A 26248-nucleotide genomic window follows, 5' to 3' on the forward strand; every position below is an offset into this window, starting at 1 on the left:
ACCCCGAAAATACCTACCAAGGAGACCCCGCGATGATTCGCACCGGCAAGCAGTACCTGGAATCGCTCAACGACGGCCGCAGCGTATGGGTCGGCAACGAGAAGATCGACAACATCGCGACGCACCTCAAGACGCGGGACTACGCGCAGCGTCACGCTGACTTCTACGACCTGCACCATCGTCCCGACCTGCAGGACGTGATGACCTTCGTCGATACCGACGGCGAACGCCGCACCATGCAGTGGTTCGGCCACTTCAACAAGGAGCAACTGCGCCGCAAGCGCAAGTACCACGAGACGATCATGCGCGAGATGGCCGGCGCGTCGTTTCCGCGCACGCCGGACGTCAACAACTACGTACTCCAGACGTACATCGACGATCCGTCGCCTTGGGAAACGCAGACCATCGGCGCGGAAGGCAAGGTGAAGGCGACGAATATTGTCGACTTCGTCAACTTCGCCAAGAAACACGATCTGAACTGCGCGCCGCAGTTCGTCGACCCGCAGATGGACCGCTCGAGCCCGGATGCCCAGCAGCGCTCGCCCGGCCTGCGCGTCATCGAAAAGAACGACAAGGGCATCATCGTGTCAGGGGTCAAGGCTATCGGCACTGGCGTCGCCTTTGCGGACTGGATCCATATCGGCGTGTTCTTCCGCCCTGGTATCCCGGGCGACCAGGTCATCTTCGCCGCCACGCCGGTCAACACCCCGGGCGTGACCATCGTCTGTCGTGAGAGCGTGGTCAAGGACGACCCCATCGAGCACCCTCTGGCCGCGCAGGGCGACGAACTGGACGGCATGACGGTATTTGACAATGTCTTTATCCCATGGTCGCATGTGTTCCACCTGGGCAATCCCGAGCACGCCAAGCTCTATCCGCAGCGTGTGTTCGACTGGCTGCACTATCACGCCCTCATCCGCCAGTCGGTGCGCGCCGAACTGATGGCCGGCCTGGCGATCCTGATCACCGAGCATATCGGTACCAGCAAGATCCCGGCCGTGCAGACTCGCGTGGCCAAGCTGATCGGCTTCCACCAGGCCATGCTCGCGCACATCGTCGCCAGCGAAGAGCTGGGCTTCCATACGCCGGGTGGTGCCTACAAGCCGAACATCCTGATCTACGACTTCGGCCGGGCGCTCTACCTCGAGAATTTCTCGCAGATGATCTATGAGCTGGTCGATCTCTCCGGGCGCAGCGCTCTCATCTTCGCGAGCGAAGACCAGTGGAACGATGAGGCGCTCAACGGATGGTTCGAACGCATGAACAACGGCCCGATGGGCAAGCCGCACGACCGCGTGAAGATCGGCCGCGTGATCCGCGACCTGTTCCTGACCGACTGGGGCAACCGCCTGTTCGTCTTCGAGAACTTCAACGGCACCCCGCTGCAGGCGATCCGCATGCTGACCATGCAACGCGCCGAGTTCTCGGGCGCGGGCCCGTATGGCACCCTGGCCCGCAAGGTCTGCGGCATCGAGCTGAGCGAAGGCAACGAGAGCGAATACAAGGCCACCGCCGGCTATGCCAAGGCGCTGGATTCGGCGCGCCACCAGGAAAAACTGGCCCTGAGCGGCACGATGACAGTGTGACCGCCTGACCCTCCGGCCAGCGTTTCTGGCCGGAACACCCGAAACTTGCAAGGAGTGAACGATGCAAACGAGTGATCTGCTCGACAAGATTTTCCGCGGCGCGCGCAGCCAGAACGGCTGGCTGCCCACGCCGGTACCCGACGGCAAGCTGCGGGAGCTCTATGACCTGATGAAGTTCGGCCCTACCTCGGTCAACTGCTCGCCGGCCCGGCTGGTGTTCGTGCGCACGGAGGAGGGCCGGGCGAAACTGCGTCCGGCACTGGCGCCGGGCAATGTCGAGAAGACCATGGCTGCGCCGGTTGTCGCAATCGTCGGCTACGACACCCGCTTCTACGACCAGCTGCCGGAGCTGTTTCCGCACAACCCGGCGGTCAGGGCGTGGTTCGAGGGCGACGAGAAGGTGGATTTCGCCAACACCACGGCGTTTCGCAACGGCACGCTGCAAGGCGGCTATCTCATCGCCGCGGCGCGCGCGCTGGGACTGGATTGCGGCCCCATGTCCGGCTTCAACAACCAGGCCGTCGACCAGGCCTTCTTCGCCGGCACCAGCATCCGCTCGAACTTCATCTGCGGCCTTGGGCACGGCGACCCCGAAAAGGTGTTCGCCCGCAGTCCGCGCCTGTCGTTCGAGCAGGCCTGCCAACTCGCCTAGTGGCCGGGAGTCCAGCGATGCAAGAGTATGACCAGCATAACCTGACCAAGGCCGTCATTGCACGGCTGGCCGATACGCCCAATCCGCGCACGAAGGAGATCATGACCAGCCTGGTGCGGCACCTGCACGACTTCGCGCGTGAGGTACGGCTGACCGAGACCGAATGGAAGCAGGGGATCGACTACCTGACCGCCACCGGCCAGATGTGCGATGACAAGCGCCAGGAGTTCATCCTGCTCAGCGACGTGCTGGGCCTGTCGATGCTGACCGTGGCAATGAACCAGGAGAAGCCGGAAGGCTGCACCGAGGCCACCGTGTTCGGTCCTTTCCACGTCGAAGGCGCGCCGCACTACGAGCATGGCGCGGATGTGGCGAACGGCGCAAAGGGCGAGCCCTGCATGGTCTATGGACGGGTCACGGGTGTGGATGGCCGTCCGGTTGCCGACGCCGTGGTGGAAACCTGGCAGGCGGACGCTGACGGCCACTATGACGTGCAGTACGAAGGGCTTGAAGTGGCGCAGGGCCGCGGCGTGCTGAAGTCGGGCGATGATGGCCGCTTCCATTTCCGCACCATCGTCGCGCAGGCCTATCCGATTCCTGACGACGGTCCCGTCGGCGCGCTGCTGCGCGCCACCGGGCGCCATCCGTGGCGCCCTGCGCATCTGCACTTCATGATCAAGGCGCCTGGTTACGAGACGCTGGTCACGCACGTCTTCAGGCGCGGCGACAAGTATCTCGACTCCGACGCCGTGTTCGGCGTGCGCAAGTCCCTGATCGGCGACTGGGTCCGCCTGACCGACGGCACCTACCGGCTCGACTTCGACTTCGTGCTCAATCCGGTCCGCTAGCACCGGAACCCGGCGCGCCGCCTTTGCCGGCGGCGCGGCTGAGTTCGGTGCCCGCAATCGCCAGGAAGGCAACGGGGTCTGGGCCATGGCCCGCCTATCTTTCTGACTGCCCCGAGCAGCATGGAGTCCCTATGATGAAAGCATTCCAGTACTCCGCCCGTGCCCAGCGCATCGTCTTCGGCGCTGGCACGATCCAGCAGGTAGGCAAGGAAATCGATGCGCTGTGCGCATCCAGTGTCCTGGTGCTCAGTACCCCCGAGCAGCGCGGGCTGGCCGAACAGGTGACGGATTTGCTCGGTACTCGCGCGATCGGGATCTTCGACCGTGCCGTGATGCACGTGCCGGTCGAAACGGCGCGCGCGGCCTGCGCGATGGCCTTCGAGCTGGGCGCCGACAGCGTGGTGGCGATCGGCGGCGGCTCGACGACGGGGCTCGCCAAGGCCATCGCCCTTGAGATGAGCCTGCCGGTGCTGGCGATTCCCACCACCTATGCCGGCTCGGAGATGACCACGATCTACGGCCTCACCGATGCGGGAGTGAAGCGCACGGGCACCGACGTGAGAGTGCTGCCGCGCACCGTCATCTACGACCCTGAACTGACTTATTCGCTGCCGGTTGCAGTCAGCGTCACCAGCGGCATCAACGCGTTGGCGCACGCCGCCGAGGGCTTGTACGCGCACGACCGCAATCCGATTTCGGACCTGATGGCAAGGGAGGGAATACAGGCCATCGCGGCGGCGCTGCCGGTGCTCGTCCGCGAACGGGATACGGCCGTGTTGCACGAGGCGCGCGCGCAAGCGCTGTATGGAGCGTGGTTATGCGGCGCCGTGCTCGGCAGCGTGGGCGTGGCGTTGCATCACAAGCTCTGCCACACGCTCGGCGGCAGCTTCAACCTGCCGCATGCCGAAACGCACACCATCATCCTGCCGCACGCGCTGGCCTACAACGCGAAGGCGGCACCGGGCGCCATGGTCTCCATCGCGCAGGCCCTGGGCGCAGCCGATGCGGCACAGGGTGCCTTCGATCTGGCGCGTACGACCGGAGCCCCGCTAGCCTTGCACCAGATCGGCATGCGGGAGGATGAGCTCGACAAGGCGTGCGAGATCGCCCTGCAGAACCAGTACCCGAATCCGCGTCCACTCGAAGCCGGGGCGATCCGCGAATTGCTGCAGAATGCGTGGGAGGGCCGCCGGCCCGACTGACACGGGAGAGATTCCTTACTGGCGCGGTCTCAGGCAACCGCCACTATGTTTGCTGGTATGAGGGCCTTCGGTCTGGGCGTGACGTGTACTCGAGCTTTCCTTTCATGGCGGGCAGTCTTCGGCTGGCCTCAACACGCTGTTCGCTACACGTTCAATGCATTCCATGGCGTATCTTGCAATGGGCGAAGGAGTTCGTCCCGTCAGCGAAACGATGCCCGGGCGCACGATCAATACCGGAGCATCCGTGACCGCAAGCTGGACCAGGGCGCCGGCTTCAACGTCGGCGGCAACGAGTGCACGTGGACTTGCCAGAACCGCTTCTGTGCTGAGTGCCACGGCACGTAAGATGCCGAAGTTGTCGCACTCCAGCGCCGGCACCGTGGTGCTGGCCGGTTGGCCCAAGGTTGCGGCCAGCGTGGCCTGCATCATGGCCGGCGGCGTCGCCGACGCCAGCCCGAATTGCCAGATTTGCGCGAATGCGCAGCGATTTCCGGCCAGCGGATGGCCCGCGCGAGCGTAGAACTCGATCCGTTGCGCAGGCAGGAGCCGGATGGTTAGCGCAGCTTCTTCGGGCAGCTCGTTGGTGTCCGAGACAAAGAACTCGATGTTTTCCCCGCGTAGCCGTTCCAGCAACTGCTTCCAGTTGCTTTCCTCCACCCGCAGCGCGACTCTGGGATGGTGTTGCCGCAACTCGGACAAGACGCGCGGCATCAGCGTTACGGCGGGGAAGGGGCCTACGCCGAAGGCCGTGTCGCCCAGTTCCACATCCCTATAAAGGTCGATGTTGCGCTGCAGGCAGCGGGCGTCGAACAGGAGCTTGCGCGCACCATCGATCACAAATTGTCCCGCCGGCGTTGGGCGGACATCTGCATCGCCTCGCTCAAACAAGCGCAGGCCCAGTTCTGCTTCGATGGCCTGAATGCTGCGGCTGAACGCCGGTTGGCTGAGATGGACGCGCGCGGCCGCGCGCGCGAAATGCAGCTCATCGGCCAAGGCAAGAACGTGGCTGAGACGGCGGAGATCCATACTACACGCATTGCGTCCAACGCATTGATCGGATGCTGATTATGCATTTGACGAATCAGGGTGGCAAACCTAAAGTCAGCGCATCAAGTCCCGGCGACGAACGGGACGGACCGGATGCAGGACAAACGGAGACACCATGAAAGTGCTGGACAAGTTCTACATCAACGGCGCGTGGGTAGCCCCGTGCGCGCGCGCCGCCTATGCCGACATCATCGACCCCGCGACCGAGGCGGTCATCGGCAAGCTGGCCATGGGCAGCGCCGAGGACGCCGGGCGTGCCGTAGAGGCCGCGAAGGCAGCGCTGCCGTCGTGGTCCGCCAGCCCGCGTGAGACCCGTATCGCGCTGCTGGAGCGCGTGATGGCGGGCTACCAGGCGCGTCTGGGCGAACTGGCAGACGCGGTGCGGTGCGAGATGGGTGCTCCTGTGACGCTCTCGCAAACGCTGCAGGCGCCAATCGGCCTGGGCCAGATTCAGGCCACGCTTGAAGCATTGCGTGATTTCGAGTTCGAGAGCGAGCGCGGCCGCAGCCGGATCCGGCGGGAGGCGGTCGGCGTGGCGGCGCTGATCACTCCATGGAACTGGCCGCTGAACCAGATTGCGGCAAAAGTGGCGCCGGCGCTTGCAGCGGGCTGCACGATGGTGCTCAAGCCGTCGGAGATCGCGCCGCTGGATGCAGTGCTGTTCGCCGAGATCCTGCACGCGGCCGGGGTGCCGGCTGGCGTCTTCAACATGGTGTTCGGCGACGGCAGCGTGGTAGGGGCGGCGCTGTCGTCGCACCGCGACGTGGACATGGTTTCCATCACTGGCTCGACCCGCGCCGGGGTAGAGGTGGCCATTAACGCCGCGCCAACCGTCAAGCGCGTGGCGCAGGAACTAGGCGGCAAGTCGGCGCTGGTCATCCTCGACGATGCCGACCTGCAGGCTGCCGTCACCACCGGCGTGGCGCAGTGCATGATGAATGCCGGCCAGACCTGCATCGCGCCCACGCGCATGCTGGTGCCGCGCCCGCGCTACGAAGAGGCGGTGTCGATTGCCGCGGCAGCGGCCAATGCCATTTGCGTGGGCGATCCCGCCGATCCGCAGACCGGCATGGGCCCGATCTCCAATCGCGCGCAGTACCAGAAAGTGCAGCGCATGATCGGCATCGGCCTGGAGGAGGGCGCGCGCCTGGCCGCGGGGGGAGCGGGACGTCCACACGGGCTCGAATGCGGTTTCTATGCCAGGCCGACCATCTTCGCCGACGTCCGCAACGACATGACGATCGCGCGCGAGGAGATATTCGGCCCGGTGCTCGCAATGATCCCCTACGACGGTGAGGAGGCGGCGATCGCCATCGCCAACGATACCGACTATGGCCTGGCCGCCTACGTGGCCGGCACCGACCCTGACCGCACGCAACGCGTGGCGGCGCGACTGCGCGCCGGGGTGGTCTTCGTCAATGGCGCCATGCTTGACCTGGCTGCGCCTTTCGGCGGATGCAAGACCTCAGGCAACGGGCGGGAATGCGGTCCGGAAGGCCTGGCCGAGTTCCTCGAGACCAGGACGGTGACGTCGCCCTGAGCGGGCACGCCGCCTGCAGTTCTCTCGCGGCCTGCGGGCCGCGGCGCCCTACGCTGTCCCACTGACGATTTCCCCGGCGGCCGCCTTCGACGGCGACCCGCCGCGGAGACGTGCACCCTTGCCGGAGAACGCATGAGCACCTCCTATCAACCGGCCATGGCCTGGCGCACCGCCTTGCTGCTGGTGGTCTACATGGTCATCAATTTCGCCGACAAGATCGCGGTTGGCCTGCTGGCCGTGCCGATGATGACGGAACTGGACCTGTCGCCAGCACAGTTCGGGCTGATCGGCAGCAGCTTCTTCTGGCTGTTCGCCATCGCGGGCGTCAGCGGCGGCTTCCTGGCCAACCGCCGGCCCACGACCGGCATCCTGCTGGCGATGGCGTTGGCCTGGTCGGTGCTGCAAATCCCGATGGCCATGTCGTCCAGCCTCTTCGTGCTGGTGGCTGCGCGCGTGCTGCTGGGCGCCGCCGAAGGACCGGCGTGGCCCATTGCGGTCCACGCTTGCTACAAATGGTTTCCCAATGAGAAGCGCGAACTGCCGGTGGCCTGCCTGGCACAAGGCGGCGCCATCGGGCTGCTGCTGGCAGGCATGGCCATGCCGCTGGTGACGGCGCACTGGGGATGGCGTGCCAACTTCTACGCGCTTGCCGTGATCGGCTTCGCTTGGGCGCTGCTGTGGATGGCGCTGGGGAAGGAAGGCCGGGGCGCCGACGCCGATAAGCGCGAGGAGAAGGCGGCCATGCACGTGCCCTATCGCCGGCTGCTGGCCGAACCCACGGTCGCGGCCTGCATCGCGATGAAATTCGTCTCCTACTGGGGCCTCGCGCTGACGCTGACCTGGTTGCCAGCCTATCTGCAGAAGGGCCTGGGATATGGCGCCGTCGAATCGGGAAGGCTGTACGCGGCACTCATTGCCATGGGCCTGCCGATCAGCCTCGCGGGATCGTGGCTGGTGCGTCAGTTGCTGGCGCAAGGCGTGTCGTCGCGGACGGCTCGCGGAAAGGTGGCCGCGGCGGCCGTCGCCATGGGCGGCGCGGCATTCATGCTGGTGTGGCTGGGAGAACTGCCGCCGTTGTGGCGCGCGGCGCTGATCGGCCTCACGCTGGGCCTGGCGCAGGTCATGTATGCGGTGGGGCCCGCCATCCTGGCGGAAGTGGTGCCCGATTCGCAGCGCGGCGCCATCCTTGCCATCGACAACTCCATTGCTTCGTTTGCCGGCGTGCTGGCGCCGCTGGTCACCGGCTTCCTGGTGCAAGGCATGAGCGGCAACGCGGGCTATGAGGCGGGCTTTGCCCTCTGCGGGCTGCTGATGGTCGCCGGCGCGTTGGCCGGGGGCCTGGCGATCGATCCGGCGCGCGCCGCCTTGTCCGTGCGCCGGCACGCGACGCCCGGCCACCACTATCGCGGCGAGGCCGCGGCATCGAGCCAGTGACAGTCCATGGCGCCCTGGCAAGCAATACCCGACAAAGACACTGAATGGAGCAGAGACATATGACCGCCTACCACTTTCCCCTGCTGATCAAGCAGTTGCTGGCCACGCCGATCGCGCAGCGCTCGCGCAACGACATTGTCTATGACGACCGCGTGCGCTTTGGCTATCCCACGCTGGTCGAACGCATCGGCCGGCTCGGCAGCGCGCTCACCCGGCTGGGCGTGGCCCGCGGCAGCACGGTCGCGGTGCTCGACTGGGACAGCCATCGCTACCTGGAAGCCTATTTCGCCGTGCCGATGCTGGGCGCGACGCTGATGAAGACCAACATTCGGCTGTCGCCCGAGCAGATTGCCTACACGCTCGACCATGCCGAGGCGGAGACGCTGCTGGTCAACGTCGACTTCCTGCCGCTGATCCACGAAATCCGCGCGCATTTGCCGCGCGTCAAGCGCCTTATCTGCCTGGCTGAAGACGGCAAGGTGCCACCGGAGCTTGACTGGGCCGGCGAATACGAGGCGCTGCTTGCCGCCGGCGATCCGGCGCATGCGTTCCCGGAATTCGACGAGAACACGCGCGCGACGCTGTTCTACACCACGGGCACCACCGGCCTGCCGAAGGGCGTCTCGTTCAGCCACCGCGACCTCGTGCTGCACAGCCTGACCGCGCTGGCGACGCTGTCGCAGTCCGGCGTGAACGCGAGCTTCTCGCGCAACGAGGTGTACATGCCCCTGACGCCGATGTTCCACGCGCATGCCTGGGGCTTTCCGTACATCGCCACGCTGTGCGGCTGGAAGCAGGTCTACCCCGGCCGCTACGAGCCATCGAAGCTGGTGAACCTGTTCCGCAAGGAGGGCGTCACCTTTTCGCATTGCGTGCCGACCGTCCTGCACCTGGTGCTGTCGGCGCCGGCGGCGCAGGACGCCGACTTCCGCGGATGGAAGGTCGTGATCGGCGGCAGTGCCCTGTCCCGCGCGCTGTGCAGGCAGGCGCTGGCGCGCAACATCGACATCTTCTCCGGCTATGGCATGTCCGAGACCTGCCCGCTGCTGAGCCTGGGCCAGATCAAGAGCGACGTGGCCCAGGACATCGCCGACCCCCGGGCGCGACATGAGCGCGAAATCGAGATCCGCGTCGGTGCCGGGCTGCCAGCGCTGCTGACGCAGATGCAGGTGGTCGGCGCCGATATGCAGCCAGTGCCGGTGGATGGCGTATCCGTCGGCGAAGTGGTAGTGCGCACGCCCTACCTGACCCAAGGCTACATGAAGAACCCCGACGCCAGTTCCGCGCTGTGGGAGGGCGGCTGGTTGCATACCGGCGACATCGGCCGGTTGGACGCGGATGGCTATCTGCATCTGGTGGACCGGGCCAAGGATGTGATCAAGAGCGGGGGCGAGTGGGTCTCGTCGATCGACCTCGAAGATGCCATCTCCCAGGTGGCGGGCGTGTCCGAGGTGGCCGTGATCGGCGTCCCGGACGCCAAATGGGGAGAAAGGCCGATGGCGCTAGTGGTGCCACGCGCAGGCGATGCCCCTCTGGACGCCGACACCGTGCGCTGCCACCTCGCGGCACTGGCGGATGCCGGAACGATCTCGAAGTACGCAATTCCGGAGCGCATCCTGCTGGTCGACCACATCGACAAGACCAGCGTGGGCAAGCTCGACAAGAAGCGCCTGCGCGAACGTTATCAGCAGAACTGACCAGCGTCGTGCTGGCCATGGTGTTCCGGCGCTGAAAGGCGCAACCATCAATCGCGGTCAGGTAAGCACCGGACCGGTTGCCTGACCGGTTGCCTCAAGGAAGATTGGAATGAGCGAACAAGCATTTGCCGCGGCGCCGAATAGCCCGGCCATTATCCACCCGGGTGTCCGCAAGGCCTCGTTCACGGTGGAACCCGTCGCGACCTGCCTCGGGGCGGAGATCGGCAACATCGATCTCAGGGTGCCACTCGAAGACGATCAGTATCTGGCATTGCGCGCGGCGCTGTTGAAACACAAGGTGTTGTTCTTCCGGGACCAGGACATCAGTGCTGCGCAGCAGGTCGCGCTGGCGCGTCGCTTTGGCGACCTCGAGGTACATCCCGTCTTTCCCCACCACCCCGGCCACCCGGAGCTGGTGATACTCGGTGGCGACAACAAGCAGGCGGCGCGCGAGAATATCTTCCACACCGACGTGAGCTGGCGCAAGCTTCCCTCAATGGGTTCGCTGCTGCGCTGCGTCGAATGCCCGCCGGTCGGGGGCGATACGCTGTGGGTGAACATGGCCGCAGCGTACTCGGGCCTGCCCGCAGGGGTGCGTGAGCGGCTTGCCGGCCTGCAAGCCGTGCACGATATCCTGCCGGCCTTTGGCTCGCGCATGACTGCCGAACAGCGCGAGGCCCGTCGCCAGGAGTTCCCGCCGGCGACACATCCGGTCGTGCGCACGCACCCCGAGACCGGCGAGCAGATCCTGTATGTGAACGAGGCGTTCACCACACACATGTCGAACTACCTGGAACAGCACGAGAGCCAGTATCGATTCGGCTTTGATTTCCGGATCGAGGAGATGGACCTGCTGCACTACCTGTTCCGCCAGGCGAGCGCGCCGGAATACCAGGTGCGCCTGCGCTGGCGAGCCAACACCATCGCGTTCTGGGACAACCGGTCCACGCAGCACTACGCCGTCCAGGACTACTTCCCTGCGCGCCGTTGCATGCTGCGCGCGACCATCATCGGCGACGCGCCGTTCTGAGTGCCACACCGTCAAGCTTTTTTCTGCCACCAGGGAGGGAGATTCATATGTCAAGAGTCGTAGTCGCAGGAGTTGGCATGATTCCGTTCAGGAAGCCAGGCGCCAGCGGTACGTACATTGAGATGGGTTCGGAAGCCGCGCGCATGGCATTGGGCGACGCCGGCCTCTCGTATGACCTTGTGCAGCAGGCTTACGTTGGCTATGTGTACGGCGACTCGTGCGCCGGCCAGGCTGCCTTGTATCCGGTAGGCCTCTCGCAAGTTCCCATCGTCAACGTCAACAACAACTGCTCGACCGGATCGACTGCATTGTTCCTGGCCCGCCAGGCGGTCGAGAGCGGTGCGGTGGAATGCGCGATCGCGTTGGGCTTCGAGCAGATGCAGCCGGGCGCGCTGAAGTCGCAGTGGGATGACAGGCCGGCCCCGCTGGGCACATTGCTGGACATCACCCGTGACCTCAACCAGGAAGCATCGGCTGCAGGCATCCCAATCGCCCTGTTGCAGTTCGGCGGCGCGGGAAGGGAGCACATGGAGCGGTATGGCACCAGGCAGGAAACCTTCGCCGCGATCCGTGCCAAGGCCAGCCGCCATGCCGCCAACAATCCGCTGGCGATCTTCCGCAAGGTACTTACTGCCGAAGATGTGATGGCCGATCCGGTGATCTGGCCGGGCGTGATGACCCGCCTGATGGCGTGCCCGCCGACCTGCGGCGCGGCTGCCGCCATTCTTTGCTCGGAAGCCTTCGCCAGGAAGCACAACCTGCGCGCCGACGTGCGCATCCTGGCCCAGTCCATGACCACTGACAGCCCGAAGACCTTCGAGAGCCGATCGATGATCGAGGTCGTGGGTTTCAGCATGGCGCAGGAAGCCGCCCGCCAGGTGTATGAGGCCGCCGGCGTCAGCCCGTCGGACATCAAGGTCGCGGAGTTACATGACTGCTTTGCGCACAACGAGTTGCTGACCTATGAATCGCTTGGCTTCGCGCCGGTGGGGGGCGCCGAGAGGTTCGTGCTTGACGGCGACAACACCTACGGTGGCAAGGTCGTGACCAACCCGTCGGGCGGCCTGTTGTCGAAAGGCCACCCGCTGGGCGCGACCGGCCTGGCGCAGTGCTATGAGCTGACGCGCCAGATTCGTGGCACGGCCGGGCCGACGCAGGTCGAGGGCGTGAACCTGGCGTTGCAACACAACCTCGGCCTGGGCGGCGCCTGCGTGGTGACACTGTATGGCCGCGGCTAGGACGAAGTGGCGCCGGATGGCGGCGCCACCGGATATGAACAGCGAGATTCCCGCATGGCAGACCAAAGTCTCATAGGCAGCAAGTTGTCGCACGGCACCATCGACGTAGAGAAGGGCCGCCTGCGCTTCTTTGCCAAGGCGATCGGCGAAACCGATCCGATCTACACCGACGAATCCGCCGCGCGCGACGACGGCCATCCGGCCTTGCCGGTCCCGCCGACCTTCCTTTTCTGCCTGAATAGCGAGGTGGGCGAACTGAGCAAGACGCTGGAAGTCCTGCAGATGGACCTGGGCCGCGTCCTGCATGCCGAGCAGGTCTTCGACTACCACCGCATGGCCTACGCCGGCGACGTGCTGCACTTCGAGACCCGGGTCTCGGACGTCTACGACAAAAAGGGCGGCGCGCTGCACTTCGTCGTGCAGGAAACCCGCGTCACCAACCAGAAGGGCGAGCACGTCGCTGACCTGCGCAGCACGCTGGTCGAGCGCCGTGGCTAAGGAAATATTCCCAATGCAAACACCGCGCTACGACGACGTGAAGGTCGGCGACTTACTGCCGGCCCTGGCCCTGCCGGCCATCAACCGTACCACGCTGGCGCTGTACGCCGGCGCCTCGGCTGACCATAACCCAATCCACATCGACATGGACTTCGCGCGCAAGTCGCGCATGCCGGACGTGTTCGCGCACGGCATGCAGTCGGCCGCCTACCTCGGCCGACTGCTGACCGGCTGGGTGCCACAGTCGGCGCTGCGAAGCATCTCGATCCGGTTCACCGGCATCACCCACCTGGGTAACCAGCCAACATGTACCGGCGAAGTCGTCGAGAAATTCGAGGTTAACGGCGAGCATCGCGTGAAGGTAGCGATCAGGTCGACCAACCAGCATGGCGAGGACAAGCTGGTTGGCGAGGCCATCGTCGCGCTGTGCTGACTGATTGCTATCGCCCCACGCCCCACGCCCCTCGGCGGGAGAGCGGGGCTGAACCCGACAGAGCATCCAAAGGAGATTCCTGAATGACCAAACTCGCAGGCAAGTCCGCCATCGTCACCGGCTCGGGCCGTGGCATCGGCCGGGAAGTGGCCCTGAAGCTGGCGTCCGAAGGCGCACGTGTGGTGGTGAACGACCTCGACGCGGAGCCGGCGCACGAAGTCGTCGAGCTGATCAAAACGCAAGGCGGGGAGGCCGTGGCCTGCGTCGGCAGCGTGACCGCTTCCGACTTCGCCGACCGCCTGGTGAGCACTGGTGTCACGAATTTCCAAGGCATCGACATCATCGTCAACAACGCCGGCTTCACCTGGGACAACGTGATCCAGAAGATGACCGACGAGCAGTGGTACGCCATCGTGGATTGCCACCTGACGGCTCCCTTCCGCATCCTGCGCGCTGCATACCCGGTCATCAGCGCCGCCGCCAAAGCTGAGGCTGCCGAGGGCAGGGAGGTGTTCCGCAAGATCGTCAACATTTCGTCGGTGTCAGCCGGCGGCAACGTCGGCCAGGCCAATTATTCGACGGCCAAGGCCGGCATCCTTGGCATGACCAAGACGCTGGCCAAGGAATGGGGTCGCCTGAAGGTCAACGTGAACGCCGTTGCCTTCGGCCACATCGAGACCCGCCTGACGGTGCCAGTTGCCGGCAAGGAAAATGCCACTGTCAATATCGAAGGTCGCGAGATCAAGGTCGGCATCAGCGAGGCGCTGGTCGAACAGTCGAAAAGGATGATCCCGCTCGGCCGACCAGGCACAGCCGTCGAGGCCGCCGGTTCGGTCTACCTGTTCTGCCAGCAGGAGTCGAACTACGTGACCGGGCAGGTGCTGATCTGCGGCGGCGGCATCGGCAGCATCTGAGGCGAAACAGGGGGAACTGGCATGCTCGAAAATTTCCGTTCGCCGTGGATGGATGAGGACCTGGACGCGTTCGCTGATGCGGTGCGGCGCTTCTGCAAGGACATCATCGAGCCCAACGAAATGAAATGGCGCGCGCAGCATCACGTCGATCGTCACGTCTGGCGCAAGGCCGGCGAACTCGGCCTGATCCTGCCCGATCTGCCCGAGGCCTATGGCGGCGCGGGCGGCACGGCGGCGCATGCGGCGGTAGTGATGCGCGAGATGGGCTACGCCGGTAGCACCGGCTTCGGCTATGGCATCAATTACCTGGTGGGCCATTACCTGGGCAGCTACGGCACCGAGGCCCAGAAATGTCGCTGGCTCCCCGGCATCGCGTCCGGCGAGATCATCACGGCAGTCGCCATGACCGAGCCGGGCACCGGCTCGGACCTGCAGGGCGTGCTGACCACGGCGCGCAAGCGCGCCGATGGCAAGTACGTCATCAATGGCGCCAAGACCTTCATTACCAACGGGCAGATGTGCGACATGGTGGTGGTGGTCGCCAGGACTGGCGAGGAACCGGGGGCTAAGGCCATCTCGCTGCTGATCGTAGATTCCAGCAACCCTGGTTTCCGCCGTGGGCAGTGCCTCGACAAGGTGGGCCAGGACTCCGGTGACACCTCCGAACTGTTCTTCGACGACTGTGTGGTGGAGGCCGATGCGCTGCTCGGCGGCGTGGAAGGCCAGGGCTTCTTCCAACTCATGGGCCAGCTTCCGTACGAACGCGCCATGATTGCCGTGGGGGCCGCCGCGCAGATGGAGCGGGCCCTCGCACTGACTGTGGCATACGTCAAGGAGCGCAAGGCCTTCGGCAAGGCGCTGATCGAGCAGCAAAACACCCGCTTCGTGCTGGCCGATGTCAAGGCCACGGCGACGGCCTCGCGCGCCTTTGCCGATCACATTATCAGGCACTGGATCGACGGCACGCTCGACTCGTCACTTGCCTCGATGGGCAAGTTCTGGCTGACCGAGCGCCAGGGCGAGGTGATCGACAAGTGCGTGCAGTGCTTCGGCGGTTATGGCTACATGCTGGAATACCCGATTGCCCGCATGTATGCCGATGCCCGCGTGCAGCGAATCTACGGCGGCGCCAACGAGATCCAGCGCGAACTGGTGGCGCGTTCGCTGTAACGCCGGGATTGGAGGCCGCGCAGGCCTGCGAATCCTGCAGGCCTGGTCGAGAGAGATTGAATTACGACCCGCGCATCGAGGAGACATTTCTTGAAAATGAAATTTCTGCCACTGGCCTGGGGTGGTTGCCCGCGCTCGCCAGCGCGCAATCGGTCACGCTCTAAGAGGTGGTCGACACCGGGATCGAGTTCGTCAATCGCATTGGCGCTGACAGCGATCGTGTTGTGCGCATGAACAACCTGACGGCCACGGTCCCCTCGCGCTGGGGACTGCGCGGCAGGGCGCTGCTCGACCCGGATATTCTCGGGCCCAATACCTTACATTTTCTGAGCACCGCAGCCGGGCTATTCGATCGCAACGCAGCGCTGAACATTGGCGGGCCGGCGGTCAGCGCTTGCGCCAAATCCACTGGCGCTCCTTCGATGCTTCCTTCTTGCGTCGTCCCCGGCGCCCTGCTTGCCGTAGGCATTGGCCAGCCCGGCGCTCTGTAGTTCGCAGCCACTCCCACGATCGCGGCCGGTATCCTGCGCAAGGTTCAGTCGATCTGCAAGCCGGCCCCCTTGGCCAGCTTTTGCCAGGCCGTGACGTCGTCACGCACGATGGCGGCAAACTGGGCGACGGTCTTCGTGGCCGGGCGCGGCATGTTCTGTTGGGCGTATTTCTGCACCACGTCGTCATTGGCGAGGATGCGGTTGATCTCGGCATTGAGCCGCTGCACGATCTCCACCGGCGTGCCGGCCGGCGCGAACACGCCGTACCAGCCTTCCTTGCTGAACGGATAGCCCTGCTCGGTCAGCGTTGGCACCTCGGGCAATGCCGGTCCCCGTGCGGAGCCGGTGCAGGCGAGGGCCACCAGCTTGCCCGAGCGGACGTGCGGGACGGGCGAGGCGATATCCGTGAAGCCCAGCAGCATGTTCTTGGACAGCAGGTCGGTCACGAGCTGGGCGTTGCCCTTGTATGGCACGTGCTGCATCGAGAGGCCATAGTGCGCCTTGATGCCTTCCATGACGAGATGCCCGGTCGACCCGTTTCCCCACGATCCGTAGGAGAGCTTGCCGGGGTTCGCCTTGGCATAGCGCACCATGTCGGCGAGGTTCCTGAACCCGCTGGACGGATGGGCAAGCAGCAGGATTCCGGCGGCGCCGACCTGCGCGACAGGCGTCAGGTCCTTCAGCGCGTCATACGGCATCTTTGGCTGGATGACCGGGTTGATTGCGACGGCGGAAGATGGCGTTATGAGCAGCGTGTAGCCATCGGCGGCGCTCTTGGCGACCATGTCGGTGCCGATCAGGCTGTTGGCGCCGGGCCGGTTGTCCACCACCACTGGCTGGCCCAGCGCCCGATGGAGATGGGAGGCGATCACGCGCGCGAAGATGTCCATGCCGGCGCCCGCCGGTCCGGGCACCACCAGCCGGATGGGCCGCTTTGGCCAGCCGTTTGTCGAGGCACTGGTACCGGCCCATGACCGGGAAACGAGGAATGCGGCGATACCGAGGCAGGTTCGCCGCCGGGCGGGCGAGTGATGCATGGCTTGTCTCCAAATGTATTTTATATCAGGGGGCGCGCGCGTTCAGGCCAAGGTAGTACGAGGCCACGCCATCCTTGAACGGCGGCCCCCAGGTGCGCCTGTCATCCCCCTTGCGGTGGCTCGATCTTCAGCACGTCGGCGCCGTGCTCGCCGAGGACCTGGCCGCAATACGGGCCACCGAGGATGCGCGAAAGGTCGATCACGCGGATGCCCGCGAGCGCACCGGCAGGCTTGCCTTTGCCAGCCATGCGTTCTCCTATTGGACCGATACCGGCGCAATGCGGTGCGTGCCGGCGTTGAAGTTGATGATGGGGCTGGCCTGGTTGCAGGTGGTCTTGCGGATCTTGCCGACGATCAGGTCATGCGTGCCCAGTGCCTCCGTGCAGACGATGTCGCATTCGATGCTGGCCAGCGCGTCATCCAGCACCGGCAGGCCATGCCCGCCTTCGCGCCATTGACCGGACACGAAGCGGTCACGCCCTTGCGGGGATTTGAGGAAGGTATCGATGATGGCGCGGTGTCCTTCGCCCAGCACATTGGCCACGAACCGCCCGGTCTGCATCAGGGCCCCGTGTGCCGAGGCCGACTTCTGGACGAAGAAGCCCACCATTGGCGGATCCGCCGACACCGATGTCAGGCTGGAGACGATGATGCCCGCCACGTCCTCGCCGCTGCCGGTGGTGACGGCACTGATGCCGGCCGGCAGCGCACGCATGGCCGACTTGAAGTCGTCCGCGGAGACGACTTCGTCCTGTTCGTTGAGGGTGAGATGGGCGCGAATGTCGCCGCGCTCGTCCACCCAGCCGTGCCGCGCCGCGTATCCCACCATGGAGGAGAAGCCGTCCTCCCATGCCGGATCGCCCGCATGCCCCGACAGGAAGCGCAACACCGACGGCGCCAGGCGGACGTGACCCTCATCCTCGCGTCGCCCGATACGCGCGATGGCGCGTTCCAGCCGCTCGCCGGGCTGCGGATCGATCAGCACGTCGAGCCGCTTGAAGTCGGCCGGGTCGCGCAGGGTAATGGCGCCGGCATTGGTCAGGTGGATACGCATGGCGGGCTCCTCAGGCGGCAACGGCCAGCTTGGTGCCCGGTTCGCCGAGCTCCTTGCGGATGGCAGGGATGATCCGGTCGCCCCACAGTTCGATCTGCCGCAGCATGGTCTTCTGGTCGAAGTCGCCGAGCTGGGTCTGGAGGGCGATGTGCTTGGGTCGCAGGATGCTGATTTCGGCCAGCAGCTTGTCGATGACCTGGTTGACGGAGCCCACGGGCAGGTTCTTGCGCAACTGGTCGAACGTCGGATCGGTGTCCGACGGCACTTCCTTGACCATGTAGCCGTCATCGCTCTGCACGCGGCGGAACTTGAGGCTTTCCGAGATGCGCCGCTGGAAGCGCGCGCAGTCGAGATAGGCGTCGATCTCGGACTTGTTGTCGGAGGCAAAGCCGCAGCGCAGGAAGCCAAACTTCACGTCGCGGTCCAGGTCCTTGCCATTCTCTTCGGCGACCTTGTCAAGGCGTTCGCGCAGCCCGGTAATGGCGTCATTGCCGTTGAGCAGGGCGGTGACAAAGAGGTTGTGGTTCTCGCGCACGCCACGGCCAAGGGTAACGGGGTTGCCGGAGGTGATCCACAGCGGCGGCATCGGCTCCTGCAGGCAGCGCACGGCGATGGAGCTGGGGGGAATCTTCAGGAACTGCCCGTCGTGATCGAAGATTTTCTGCGTCAGGCCCTTCGGGATGACGTCGAGGAACTCGTTGAAGATCGCCCCCGACTCGGCGATGTCAACGCCGAAGCGCTCGAACTCGAACTGCTGGTAGCCCGAGCCTACGCCCAGCTCGAGCCGTCCGTTCGACACCGTGTCGACGAATCCGACTTCGGCCAGGAAGCGCGCGGGGTGGTACAGCGGCAGAATGCACACCGCCGTGCCGAGCCGGATGCGCTGCGTCTTCGCGGCGGCGTGGGCCACCATCATCAGCGGCGACGGCGACAGCGAATAGTTGTTGAAATGGTGCTCGGCGTACCAGGCGGTGTTGAAACCGGCCTGTTCCGCCACGACGGTCTGCTCGATGGAGTTGCTGATGACTTGCTTCGAGGTCTGGTGGTAACCTCGCTGCTGGGCCAGGATGAATACGCCGAATTCCATTGTTGTCTCCCAAAAAATCCCGGTGAAGTTTCGAAGAATTCTAGGAGTCGGGTGGCATTGGACGGAATACGGGAATCACGGCGATCTGTACTGCAAAAAATGGAGGAATGATGGACCGGCTTCGCGCCATGGAGCTCTTCCTGTCGATTTCCAAGACGGAGAGTTTCTCGGAAACGGCGCGGCACTTCGGGGTGTCCGCCACGTCCGTGTCACGCATGATCACGGATTTCGAGACCGAGCTGAACGTCAAGCTGCTGATGCGCTCCACGCGCCAGGTCGTGCTGACCGAAGCGGGGCAGGAGTATGCGCGGGAGCTGGAAGGGATCCTGTGGAACATCGGCCAGGCGCATCGCAACATCACGGAGATCCGCGCCGCACCGAAGGGCACGCTGCGGGTGCATTCGCGCATGATGTTCGGGCTGGGCGTGCTGCCGCCGCTGGTCGCGGCTTTCCGCAAGCAGTATCCGGACATTCATGTCGAACTCGTGCTGACCGAGACAAAGATTGACCTGCGCCGCAGTAACTTCGACATCGATTTCCGGATTTCACCGCCGGTGGAGGCCGGGCTGAAGCGGCGCATCCTCTTCCGGAGCGAGCGCTACCTGGTGGCATCGCCAGCCTACCTTGAGAACCGGCCCGCGCCGACGCGGCCGGAGGAGATCCTGCAGCACGACTGCATGGCGTACCTGCTGCCCGGCAACCAGCATAGCTGGCTGTTCAAGCGCGGGGAGAGCGTGGAGGAAGTGAGTTTCAAGCCCCGGCACGTGACCAACAGCGGCGTCGCGCTGCTGGAGTGGGCGCGGCTCGGCGAGGGCATTGCGCTGCTGGACGACTACACGGTCCACAACGATATCTCGCGCGGCACGCTGGTGCGGCTGCTGCCGGAATTCCGGGTGACCAATACCACCTTCGAGGAAGGGATGTACGCCACCATCCTGGACACGGCGATGATTCCGGCCAAGATCCGGCTGTTCCTCGACTTCGTGGCCTCGCACGTTTCAGGCGAGGAATTGCGCTTCAGTGCCTACGGAAAGTCGGCGGTGCCGGCGGCCGGCTAGATCTGAATGTTGCAGTGCGGGCGCGCTGCGCCGCATAGGCCGGTGCCGCGCACACGTAGCACGGCGCCATCCAACGGGCCGTCGGCTGACAGCCGGCCGCTGTCCCGGATCGTCGTGACATAGATATCTTCCAGGGCTGGCCCGCCGAAGCAGAGCGACGCCGGGTGCGCCACCGGCAGGTCGATGCAATGGGTGAGTTGCCCCGCGGCGTCGAAGCGGGCGAGGGCGCCGGCATGCACGAGTGCTGTCCACAGGCCGCCCTCGCTGTCGAAGCAGCAGCCATCCGGTGCGGAGCCAAGCGGCGCAGTGTCGACAAAGCGCTCTCGGCCGGATAGCCTGCCTCCGGCATCGAGCCGGTAGCGGTAGATGCTGCGTGCCGCGCTGTCGCAGACATAGAACTCCGGGCGCGAAGGATGCGGCATCGGGCCGTTGACGATGCCGAAGCCCTGCTCGATCCGTGCAAAGCCGCCGGCCGTATCGAGCCGATACAACCCGCCCAGCGGCGATTCGTCTGGCCCGCGAAAGACGTGCATGGTGCCCACCACGAAGCTGCCGTCCGGCATGGGCGTGCCGTCGTTCAGGCGCAGATTAGGATGACGGTCGCCGATGTCCGCCACGCAATGCAGGGCGCCGGTGGATGGCGTATAGAGCGCCACCTGCTCCTTCAGGGCCACCACGAGCTTGTCCTCGCCGTTCAGCGCGAACGATCCCAGTGGCGCCGGCAGGTCATACCGCACCGCGGCGCCCTGCGCCGGGTCGATCACATGAATCCATCCCCGGCGGCAATCCGCAAGCCATAGCCGTTGCCGGACGGCGTCCCAGACGGGGCATTCCCCCAGATCGGTCCGAATGGTCCCAATGGGGGCGATCTCCATGGTCTGCGATCCTCTTTCGTGATGGCCGGTGGGGCTACGAGTACGCATGCTATCGGCTCCCCGGTTCGCCGAATATGCCGGATTCCCGCAGAACACAACCAACAACTCTGACGGAAATCCACAGCAATCCCCGCTCCTACAATCGGAAAAAGCCGGCCCGCAGCGAAGCGCGGCTGTTCATTCGATGCAAGGAGACAACCATGACGTACGCATACACCGCGCCGCTCGGCGCATTTTTCAGACAGTCGGGAGGTCAGGCATGAGCGAGAAACTGGTCCTGATGGAGGTTTCGGACGGCGTCGCCCTGGTCACGCTGAACCGCCCCCCGGTCAATGCCCTGAACCGCGAGATGCGCCGCCAGATCGTGGCGACTTTCGACGAGATCTCGGAGCGCGATGATATCCGCTGCGCCGTCCTGACGGGCGCCGGCAAGGTGTTTTGCGCCGGTGCCGACCTGAAGGACAGGCCCGATAGCAGCACGGCTGGCGACTTTCTGGATCACAACCGCCTGACACGCGAAACCGGCAATGCCATCAGGGAATGCACGAAGCCCGTCATCGCGGCGGTCAACGGCGTGGCGCTTGGCGCCGGCATGGGTCTGGTCGCTGCTTGCGACATCCTCTACGCGTCCGAGGAAGCCACCTTCGGCATGCCGGAGATCAACGTCGGATTGGCGGGCGGCGCCTCCATGTTGCGCACGCTGTTCGGCCGCTCTACCGTGCGTCGCATGTTCTTCACCGGCCAGCGACTGACGGCGCATGACCTGCTCCGCCGCAACGTACTGGAGGACGTGCTGCCGGCCGACCAGTTGCTGCCCGTGACGATGGCGCTGGCCCGCGAGATCGCTTCCAAGGCCCCGCTGGCGATCATGTACGCCAAACGCGCCACCAACATGGTGGAAGTCATGCCGCAGCGCGATGCCTACCGCTTCGAGCAGGAATTCACGATGGCGCTGTCCCGCACCGAAGACGCGCGCGAAGCCCGCATGGCGTTCCTCGAAAAGCGCCAGCCGCAGTTCAAGGGACGCTGACCATGACGACGCACACCGAACGCCCGGGCGCCGGGCTCGGGCCCTTCTTCCACGCGCGCAGCATCGCCGTGGTCGGCGCCTCGGACGACATCACCAAGATCGGCGGGCGCCCGGTCTACATGCTGCGCAAGCATGGCTATGCGGGCACCGTCTACCCGGTCAATCCGAAGGGCGGCACCGTGCAAGGCCTGAGCGCGTATGCCTCGGTCCGTGAGACCCCCACCGCGCCGGAACTGGCGATCCTGGCCGTGCCGGCGGCCGCCACGGCGGCTGCCCTGCGCGACTGCGCGGCGCGCGGCGTGAAGGCTGCCATTGTGCTGTCGTCCGGGTTTGCCGAACTCGGCGCCGAGGGCGTGGCCATGCAGGCCGAACTGGTCGACATCGCGCGCCGGCACGGCATGCGCATCCTCGGTCCCAACTGCCTGGGCACGGTCAACGTGGCCGACCGGATGATCGGGTCCTTTTCCATCAGCCTGGAGGAATACATGCCGCCGCCGGGCGGTGTGGGCATCGTCTCGCAGTCGGGCAACGTGGGTAGCCACACCATGAACACGGTGGCGCGCCGGGGCCTTGGCGTGAGCCAGTTCATGGCGACGGGCAACGAGGCCGACGTCGACGTGGCGGACGGTATCGCTGCGCTGGCCGAGGACGAGGCGACGCGCATCATCCTCTGCTGCATGGAGACCTGCCGCCACGGCGAGCGCCTCGTCGCGGCGCTGGAATTGGCGCGCTCGCGCGGCAAGCCGGTGATCGTCCTGAAGGTGGGGTCGACCGAGCAGGGCCAGGCCGCCGCCGCCTCGCACACCGGCGCGCTGACGGGCTCCGACGCCGTCATCGACGCCGTTTTCCGCCGCCACGGCGCGCTGCGTGTGCGCTCGGTGGAGGAACTGATCGACATCGGCCACGCCGCCTCGATCCTGATGCCAGGCCGCCTGCCGCAGCGCGACGCCGTGACGCTGATGGCGGCCTCCGGCGGCTTCGGCGTGATGATGGCCGATGCCATGAGCGAGGCCGGCCTGCGCCTGCCCGCGCTCGACGCGGCGTCCCGCGACCGCATCCGCCGCGTGCTGCCCATGGCCGGCACTGGCAACCCGGTCGACGCCACGGCGCAAATGTCCAGCCGCCCCGACATCCTCCAGCAGTTATTGTCCGCGCTGCTGGAGGACCCGTCGGGGAGCGCGCTGGTGATGTTCATGTCGCTCTCGCTGTACAACTCCCGCCTGCGCGGCGTGTACCTGGAGGCGCTGGCGCAGGCGCGCGAGAGGCATCCCGAACGGGCGCTGATGATCGTCAGCCAGGGGCCGGCCGATGCGGTGGCGCAGATCAACGCGCTGGGCATTCCCGTGTTCCCGAGCATCGATGCTGCCGCCAGCGGCCTCGCCGGGCTGGTGCGACTCGGCCAGCTTGCCGGCCAGCCGGCATCGGCGGCGCATCGGCCCGTGCCGCAGGAAACCGTGAACCCGGCGGTCTTCCGCAACGAGTATGAAGCCAAGCGCGCGCTGGCGGCCGCCGGCATCGCGGTGCCGCAGGAAGCCGTGGTCCACTCTGCCGGCGAGGCGGTGCGCGCGGCGGAAGCCATTGGCTACCCCGTGGTGCTGAAGATCGTCTCCGAGGACATCCCGCACAAGACCGAAGCCGGCGGCGTGGCGCTGGACCTGCGCAGCGCGGCGGCCGTGCGCGACGCCTACGGGACGATTGCCGCCAGCGTCGCCCGCCATGCGCCGCAGGCCCGCGTGGAAGGCATGCTGGTCGCACCGATGGTGAGGGGCGGCGTCGAGATGATCGCCGGCATTTCCCGCGATCCGGTGTTCGGCCCGGTCGTGATGGTCGGCATGGGCGGCATCCACGCCGAGGTGCTGAAGGACGTTGCCGTGCAGGCCGCGCCGGTCAGCGAGGACGAAGCCCTCGCGATGATTCGCTCGCTGCGCATGTTCCCGCTGCTGGATGGCGTGCGCGGACAGCCCAAAGCCGATATTCGCGCGGCCGCCCGCTGCGTGGCGCGCCTGTCCGAGTTCGCGTGCCGCCATGCGGCCGACATCGCCGAAATCGACATGAACCCCATCCTCGTCCGTCCCGAAGGGGAGGGCGCCGTGGTGCTTGACGCGCTGATGATCCCGGCAGCGCCGGCCATGCCCGCACACTGAGAACCAGCATGCATATCGAAACACGCGATCCACTCGCGGCGATCCCCGATCCGGCCTCCGGACCGGAGGTGTACCGCCAGCACGCCCGCCAATGGCTGCGCGCCAACCTGCCGGACCACATGCGTGCCGACAGCCCGGATTACCGCACCCCGACGCTGGAAGAATCCAGCGCCTGGGAGGCCGCCATGTACCACGCCGGACTGGCCGGCATGACGTGGCCCACCGCCTATGGCGGCCACGGACTGACCCTGCGCGAGCACCTCGCGGTCAACAAGGAGATCGGCGCGCTGCCCATGTCGGAGAGCGTCAGCTCCATCGGCAAGGAACTGGCCGGTCCGATCATCATGACCGTGGGCACCGAGGCACAGAAAGAGGCGTTCCTGCCCGCCATCCTCGCCATGCGCGAGTACTGGTGCCAGGGCTTCTCTGAGCCCGACGCCGGCTCGGACCTCGCCCGGCTGCGCACGCGCGCCGTACAGGAGGGCGGGCACTGGCGCATCAACGGCCAGAAGATCTGGACCAGCGGCGCGGCCAAGGCGCACTACTGCCTGCTGCTCACCCGCACCGGTACCGTCGCTGACAAGCACCGTGGCCTGTTGATGTTCGCGGTGCCGATGAACACCCCCGGCATCCGCGTGGTGCCGATCAAGTCCATCGATGGCAAGGAATCCTTTGCCGAAGTATTTTTCGACGACGTGGTGGTGCCGGACAGTGCCCGCCTGGGCGCGCCCGACGAAGGCTGGAATGCCGCCATCCGCGTGCTGTCCATCGAACGCGCGACCAACCGCATGTACCGCCCGTGGCGCTTCGAATGCGAGCTGCGCCACCTTGTCGCTGCCTGCAAGTCTGATGCGCAACTGGCACGCCTGCTCGACGACGGCTACACCCAGCGCCGCATCGGCGACGTGGCCTGCGAGATTGATGCCCTCAAAGGCCTGGTGGAGACGACGGTGTCCCGCATGATGTCTGGCGAATCCATCGGCGCGCGCGGGTCGCTGACCAAGCTGTACTGGTCGGAATGCCACCAGGCGTTTGCGGGGCTGGCCCTGTCGCTGATGTCGCACGTGACACCCCGCTCCAGCCCGCAGGCGCGGCGCGCCCGCAAGGCGTTCAGCACTGCCTATCTCTTTTCGCGCGCCGAGACGATCTACGCCGGCACTTCGGAAGTGCAGCTCGACGTCATCGCGCAGCGCATCCTTAACTTGCCCAAGGATTTGACATGACGACGAGAGATGACGATCTGCGGCCCGAGGAATTCGCCCAGGCCGCCAGCGCAGCCATCCATGACGCGCGGCCACGCGACTTCCGCGAGGCCGCTCAGGTGCTTGCCGGGGCAGGCCTGTGCGGCGTATGCGCCCCCGAGGAGGACGGGGGGCTCGGCCTGCCCATCGACTTCGCACTGCCCATCGCGCATGCCGCCGGCAAGCTGCAACTGCGCCTGCCGCTGCCCGAAACCATCCTGCTGGCGCAGGCATTCCCCGGCTCGCCAGTGGCCGCCGCGCTGGCGGCCGGCGACAAGGTCGCCACCATTGCGTGGCAGGGCAGCCTGAGCGAGGGCGTGGCCGGCCATGCGCGGCACGTGGCGCAATGCGACTGGGTGCTCGTGAACGATGGCGACGGCGCGGCGCTGGTCGAAGTGGCCGGACTGGCCTGCGAGGAAGACGGGTCGCTCGATCCCGAGTTTCCGCAGGCGTGGCTCGACCTGGAAGGCGCGACGGTGGTCGCCCGACTCGATGCCACGGCCCGCGCGGCACTCGATCATGCGGCCTGCCTGCTGATGGCCGAACTGGCGAACGGCGCGGCCGACGGCGCGCTGGAGATGGCCGCCGGCTATATGGCGACGCGCGTGCAGTTCGGCCGGCCGCTGTCGGCCAAGCAGGCCGTGCGGCACCTGCTGGCGCGCATGAAGCTGCTGACGGAGGCGTCCGCGGCCGCCGTGCGCCGTGCCATGGCGCGCAACGAGTATGGCGCGGCGCGCAGCGCTCGGCCGGCGCTGGCAGGCGCCATCGGCAACGCGGGCTTTGTCATCGAAAAGGCGATCCACCTGCACGGCGGCATGGGCTTCACGTGGGAAGTGCCGCTGCACTACTCGCTGCGCGAGGTCCGCAAGCTTGACGCGGCGTTCGGGTCCGGCGCGCTGGCGCGTGCGGTCGGGCAGGAATTCATCCAAGGCGTTTGAGGAA

General features: G+C 65.9%; 23 protein-coding genes and 2 pseudogenes. 19 read left to right on the plus strand and 6 right to left on the minus strand.

Features of this window, described 5'->3' with window-relative positions; translation table 11 throughout:
• Nucleotides 1-32 precede the first annotated feature (32 nt).
• The 4 genes from tcpA to VSR71_RS17975 all read left to right on the plus strand — a co-directional run bounded on the left by tcpA (nt 33) and on the right by VSR71_RS17975 (nt 4288).
• On the plus strand, nt 33-1586 hold the full coding sequence (tcpA, locus tag VSR71_RS17960) for a 3,5,6-trichloro-2-pyridinol monooxygenase TcpA (RefSeq protein WP_342915195.1): 1554 nt from the start codon (nt 33-35) through the stop codon (nt 1584-1586).
• A 61-nt stretch (nt 1587-1647) separates the two neighbouring features.
• Nucleotides 1648-2238: a malonic semialdehyde reductase gene (locus tag VSR71_RS17965; protein WP_342915196.1), complete on the plus strand. Its 591-nt coding sequence runs from the start codon at nt 1648-1650 to the stop codon at nt 2236-2238.
• A gap of 17 nt (nt 2239-2255) precedes the next feature.
• Nucleotides 2256-3086, plus strand: coding sequence for an intradiol ring-cleavage dioxygenase (locus VSR71_RS17970; protein ID WP_342915197.1), 831 nt, complete (start codon nt 2256-2258; stop codon nt 3084-3086).
• A 134-nt stretch (nt 3087-3220) separates the two neighbouring features.
• Entirely contained in the window at nt 3221-4288 is a 1068-nt protein-coding gene (locus tag VSR71_RS17975; RefSeq protein ID WP_342915262.1) for a maleylacetate reductase, read from the plus strand.
• 102 nt (nt 4289-4390) lie between these two features.
• Here the strand turns inward: VSR71_RS17975 and VSR71_RS17980 are convergent, their stop codons facing one another.
• A complete protein-coding gene (locus VSR71_RS17980; protein ID WP_342915198.1) occupies nt 4391-5314 on the minus strand; it encodes a LysR family transcriptional regulator in 924 nt (307 codons plus the stop codon).
• Between the two features lie 136 nt (nt 5315-5450).
• On the opposite strand from VSR71_RS17980, the gene VSR71_RS17985 reads away from it, so the two are divergent.
• The 10 genes and pseudogenes from VSR71_RS17985 to VSR71_RS18030 all read left to right on the plus strand — a co-directional run.
• A complete protein-coding gene (locus VSR71_RS17985; protein ID WP_342915199.1) occupies nt 5451-6875 on the plus strand; it encodes an aldehyde dehydrogenase family protein in 1425 nt (474 codons plus the stop codon).
• A gap of 132 nt (nt 6876-7007) precedes the next feature.
• Nucleotides 7008-8309 (plus strand): MFS transporter, encoded by a 1302-nt coding sequence (locus VSR71_RS17990; protein WP_342915200.1) that lies wholly within the window; start codon nt 7008-7010, stop codon nt 8307-8309.
• A 59-nt stretch (nt 8310-8368) separates the two neighbouring features.
• A complete protein-coding gene (locus tag VSR71_RS17995; RefSeq protein ID WP_342915201.1) occupies nt 8369-10006 on the plus strand; it encodes a fatty acid--CoA ligase in 1638 nt (545 codons plus the stop codon).
• Between the two features lie 109 nt (nt 10007-10115).
• Nucleotides 10116-11036, plus strand: coding sequence for a TauD/TfdA dioxygenase family protein (locus VSR71_RS18000; protein WP_342915202.1), 921 nt, complete (start codon nt 10116-10118; stop codon nt 11034-11036).
• Nucleotides 11037-11083: 47 nt separating this feature from the next.
• Nucleotides 11084-12274, plus strand: coding sequence for a lipid-transfer protein (locus VSR71_RS18005; protein WP_342915203.1), 1191 nt, complete (start codon nt 11084-11086; stop codon nt 12272-12274).
• Between the two features lie 54 nt (nt 12275-12328).
• Entirely contained in the window at nt 12329-12772 is a 444-nt protein-coding gene (locus tag VSR71_RS18010; RefSeq protein WP_342915204.1) for a MaoC family dehydratase N-terminal domain-containing protein, read from the plus strand.
• A 13-nt stretch (nt 12773-12785) separates the two neighbouring features.
• Nucleotides 12786-13205: a MaoC family dehydratase gene (locus VSR71_RS18015; protein WP_342915205.1), complete on the plus strand. Its 420-nt coding sequence runs from the start codon at nt 12786-12788 to the stop codon at nt 13203-13205.
• An 83-nt stretch (nt 13206-13288) separates the two neighbouring features.
• A complete protein-coding gene (locus VSR71_RS18020) occupies nt 13289-14119 on the plus strand; it encodes an SDR family NAD(P)-dependent oxidoreductase (protein WP_342915206.1) in 831 nt (276 codons plus the stop codon).
• 21 nt (nt 14120-14140) lie between these two features.
• Nucleotides 14141-15289 carry an acyl-CoA dehydrogenase family protein gene (locus VSR71_RS18025; RefSeq protein WP_342915207.1) on the plus strand — a complete coding sequence of 383 codons (1149 nt, stop codon included), beginning with the start codon at nt 14141-14143 and terminating at the stop codon, nt 15287-15289.
• A gap of 101 nt (nt 15290-15390) precedes the next feature.
• Nucleotides 15391-15567, plus strand: a pseudogene (locus VSR71_RS18030) (porin); the annotation flags it as partial.
• Nucleotides 15568-15824: 257 nt separating this feature from the next.
• Here the strand turns inward: VSR71_RS18030 and VSR71_RS18035 are convergent.
• From VSR71_RS18035 to VSR71_RS18050, 4 genes and pseudogenes are all read right to left on the minus strand, one after another.
• Nucleotides 15825-16817, minus strand: a complete 993-nt coding sequence (locus tag VSR71_RS18035) for a tripartite tricarboxylate transporter substrate binding protein (RefSeq protein WP_342915208.1) — start codon at nt 16815-16817, stop codon at nt 15825-15827.
• Between the two features lie 40 nt (nt 16818-16857).
• Nucleotides 16858-17065 (minus strand): annotated as a pseudogene (locus VSR71_RS18040) (CoA transferase); the annotation flags it as partial.
• An 8-nt stretch (nt 17066-17073) separates the two neighbouring features.
• Complete coding sequence (locus VSR71_RS18045) at nt 17074-17871, minus strand: flavin reductase family protein (protein ID WP_342915209.1); 798 nt, start codon at nt 17869-17871, stop codon at nt 17074-17076.
• Nucleotides 17872-17881: 10 nt separating this feature from the next.
• Nucleotides 17882-18958: an LLM class flavin-dependent oxidoreductase gene (locus VSR71_RS18050; RefSeq protein WP_342915210.1), complete on the minus strand. Its 1077-nt coding sequence runs from the start codon at nt 18956-18958 to the stop codon at nt 17882-17884.
• A 107-nt stretch (nt 18959-19065) separates the two neighbouring features.
• On the opposite strand from VSR71_RS18050, the gene VSR71_RS18055 reads away from it, so the two are divergent.
• Nucleotides 19066-20016 (plus strand): LysR family transcriptional regulator, encoded by a 951-nt coding sequence (locus tag VSR71_RS18055; RefSeq protein WP_342915211.1) that lies wholly within the window; start codon nt 19066-19068, stop codon nt 20014-20016.
• On the opposite strand, the gene VSR71_RS18060 is transcribed toward VSR71_RS18055, so the two are convergent.
• Nucleotides 20013-20891: an SMP-30/gluconolactonase/LRE family protein gene (locus tag VSR71_RS18060; RefSeq protein WP_342915212.1), complete on the minus strand. Its 879-nt coding sequence runs from the start codon at nt 20889-20891 to the stop codon at nt 20013-20015. The two genes, VSR71_RS18055 and VSR71_RS18060, sit on opposite strands and share 4 nt — an antisense overlap.
• A 259-nt stretch (nt 20892-21150) precedes the next feature.
• Between VSR71_RS18060 and VSR71_RS18065 the strand changes: the two genes are divergently transcribed.
• Genes VSR71_RS18065 through VSR71_RS18080 form a run of 4 tightly spaced genes read left to right on the plus strand, consistent with a single transcriptional unit; the run spans nt 21151 to nt 26244 of the window.
• Nucleotides 21151-21921, plus strand: coding sequence for an enoyl-CoA hydratase/isomerase family protein (locus VSR71_RS18065; RefSeq protein WP_342915263.1), 771 nt, complete (start codon nt 21151-21153; stop codon nt 21919-21921).
• Between the two features lie 2 nt (nt 21922-21923).
• Nucleotides 21924-24065, plus strand: a complete 2142-nt coding sequence (locus tag VSR71_RS18070) for an acetate--CoA ligase family protein (RefSeq protein WP_342915213.1) — start codon at nt 21924-21926, stop codon at nt 24063-24065.
• Nucleotides 24066-24073: 8 nt separating this feature from the next.
• On the plus strand, nt 24074-25288 hold the full coding sequence (locus VSR71_RS18075) for an acyl-CoA dehydrogenase family protein (protein ID WP_342915214.1): 1215 nt from the start codon (nt 24074-24076) through the stop codon (nt 25286-25288).
• Nucleotides 25285-26244 carry an acyl-CoA dehydrogenase family protein gene (locus tag VSR71_RS18080; protein WP_342915215.1) on the plus strand — a complete coding sequence of 320 codons (960 nt, stop codon included), beginning with the start codon at nt 25285-25287 and terminating at the stop codon, nt 26242-26244. Before VSR71_RS18075 ends, VSR71_RS18080 begins: the two co-directional genes overlap by 4 nt.
• Nucleotides 26245-26248 lie beyond the last annotated feature (4 nt).

The sequence above is a fragment of the Cupriavidus oxalaticus genome, from assembly GCF_038900635.1.
GTDB lineage: Bacteria > Pseudomonadota > Gammaproteobacteria > Burkholderiales > Burkholderiaceae > Cupriavidus > Cupriavidus oxalaticus_B.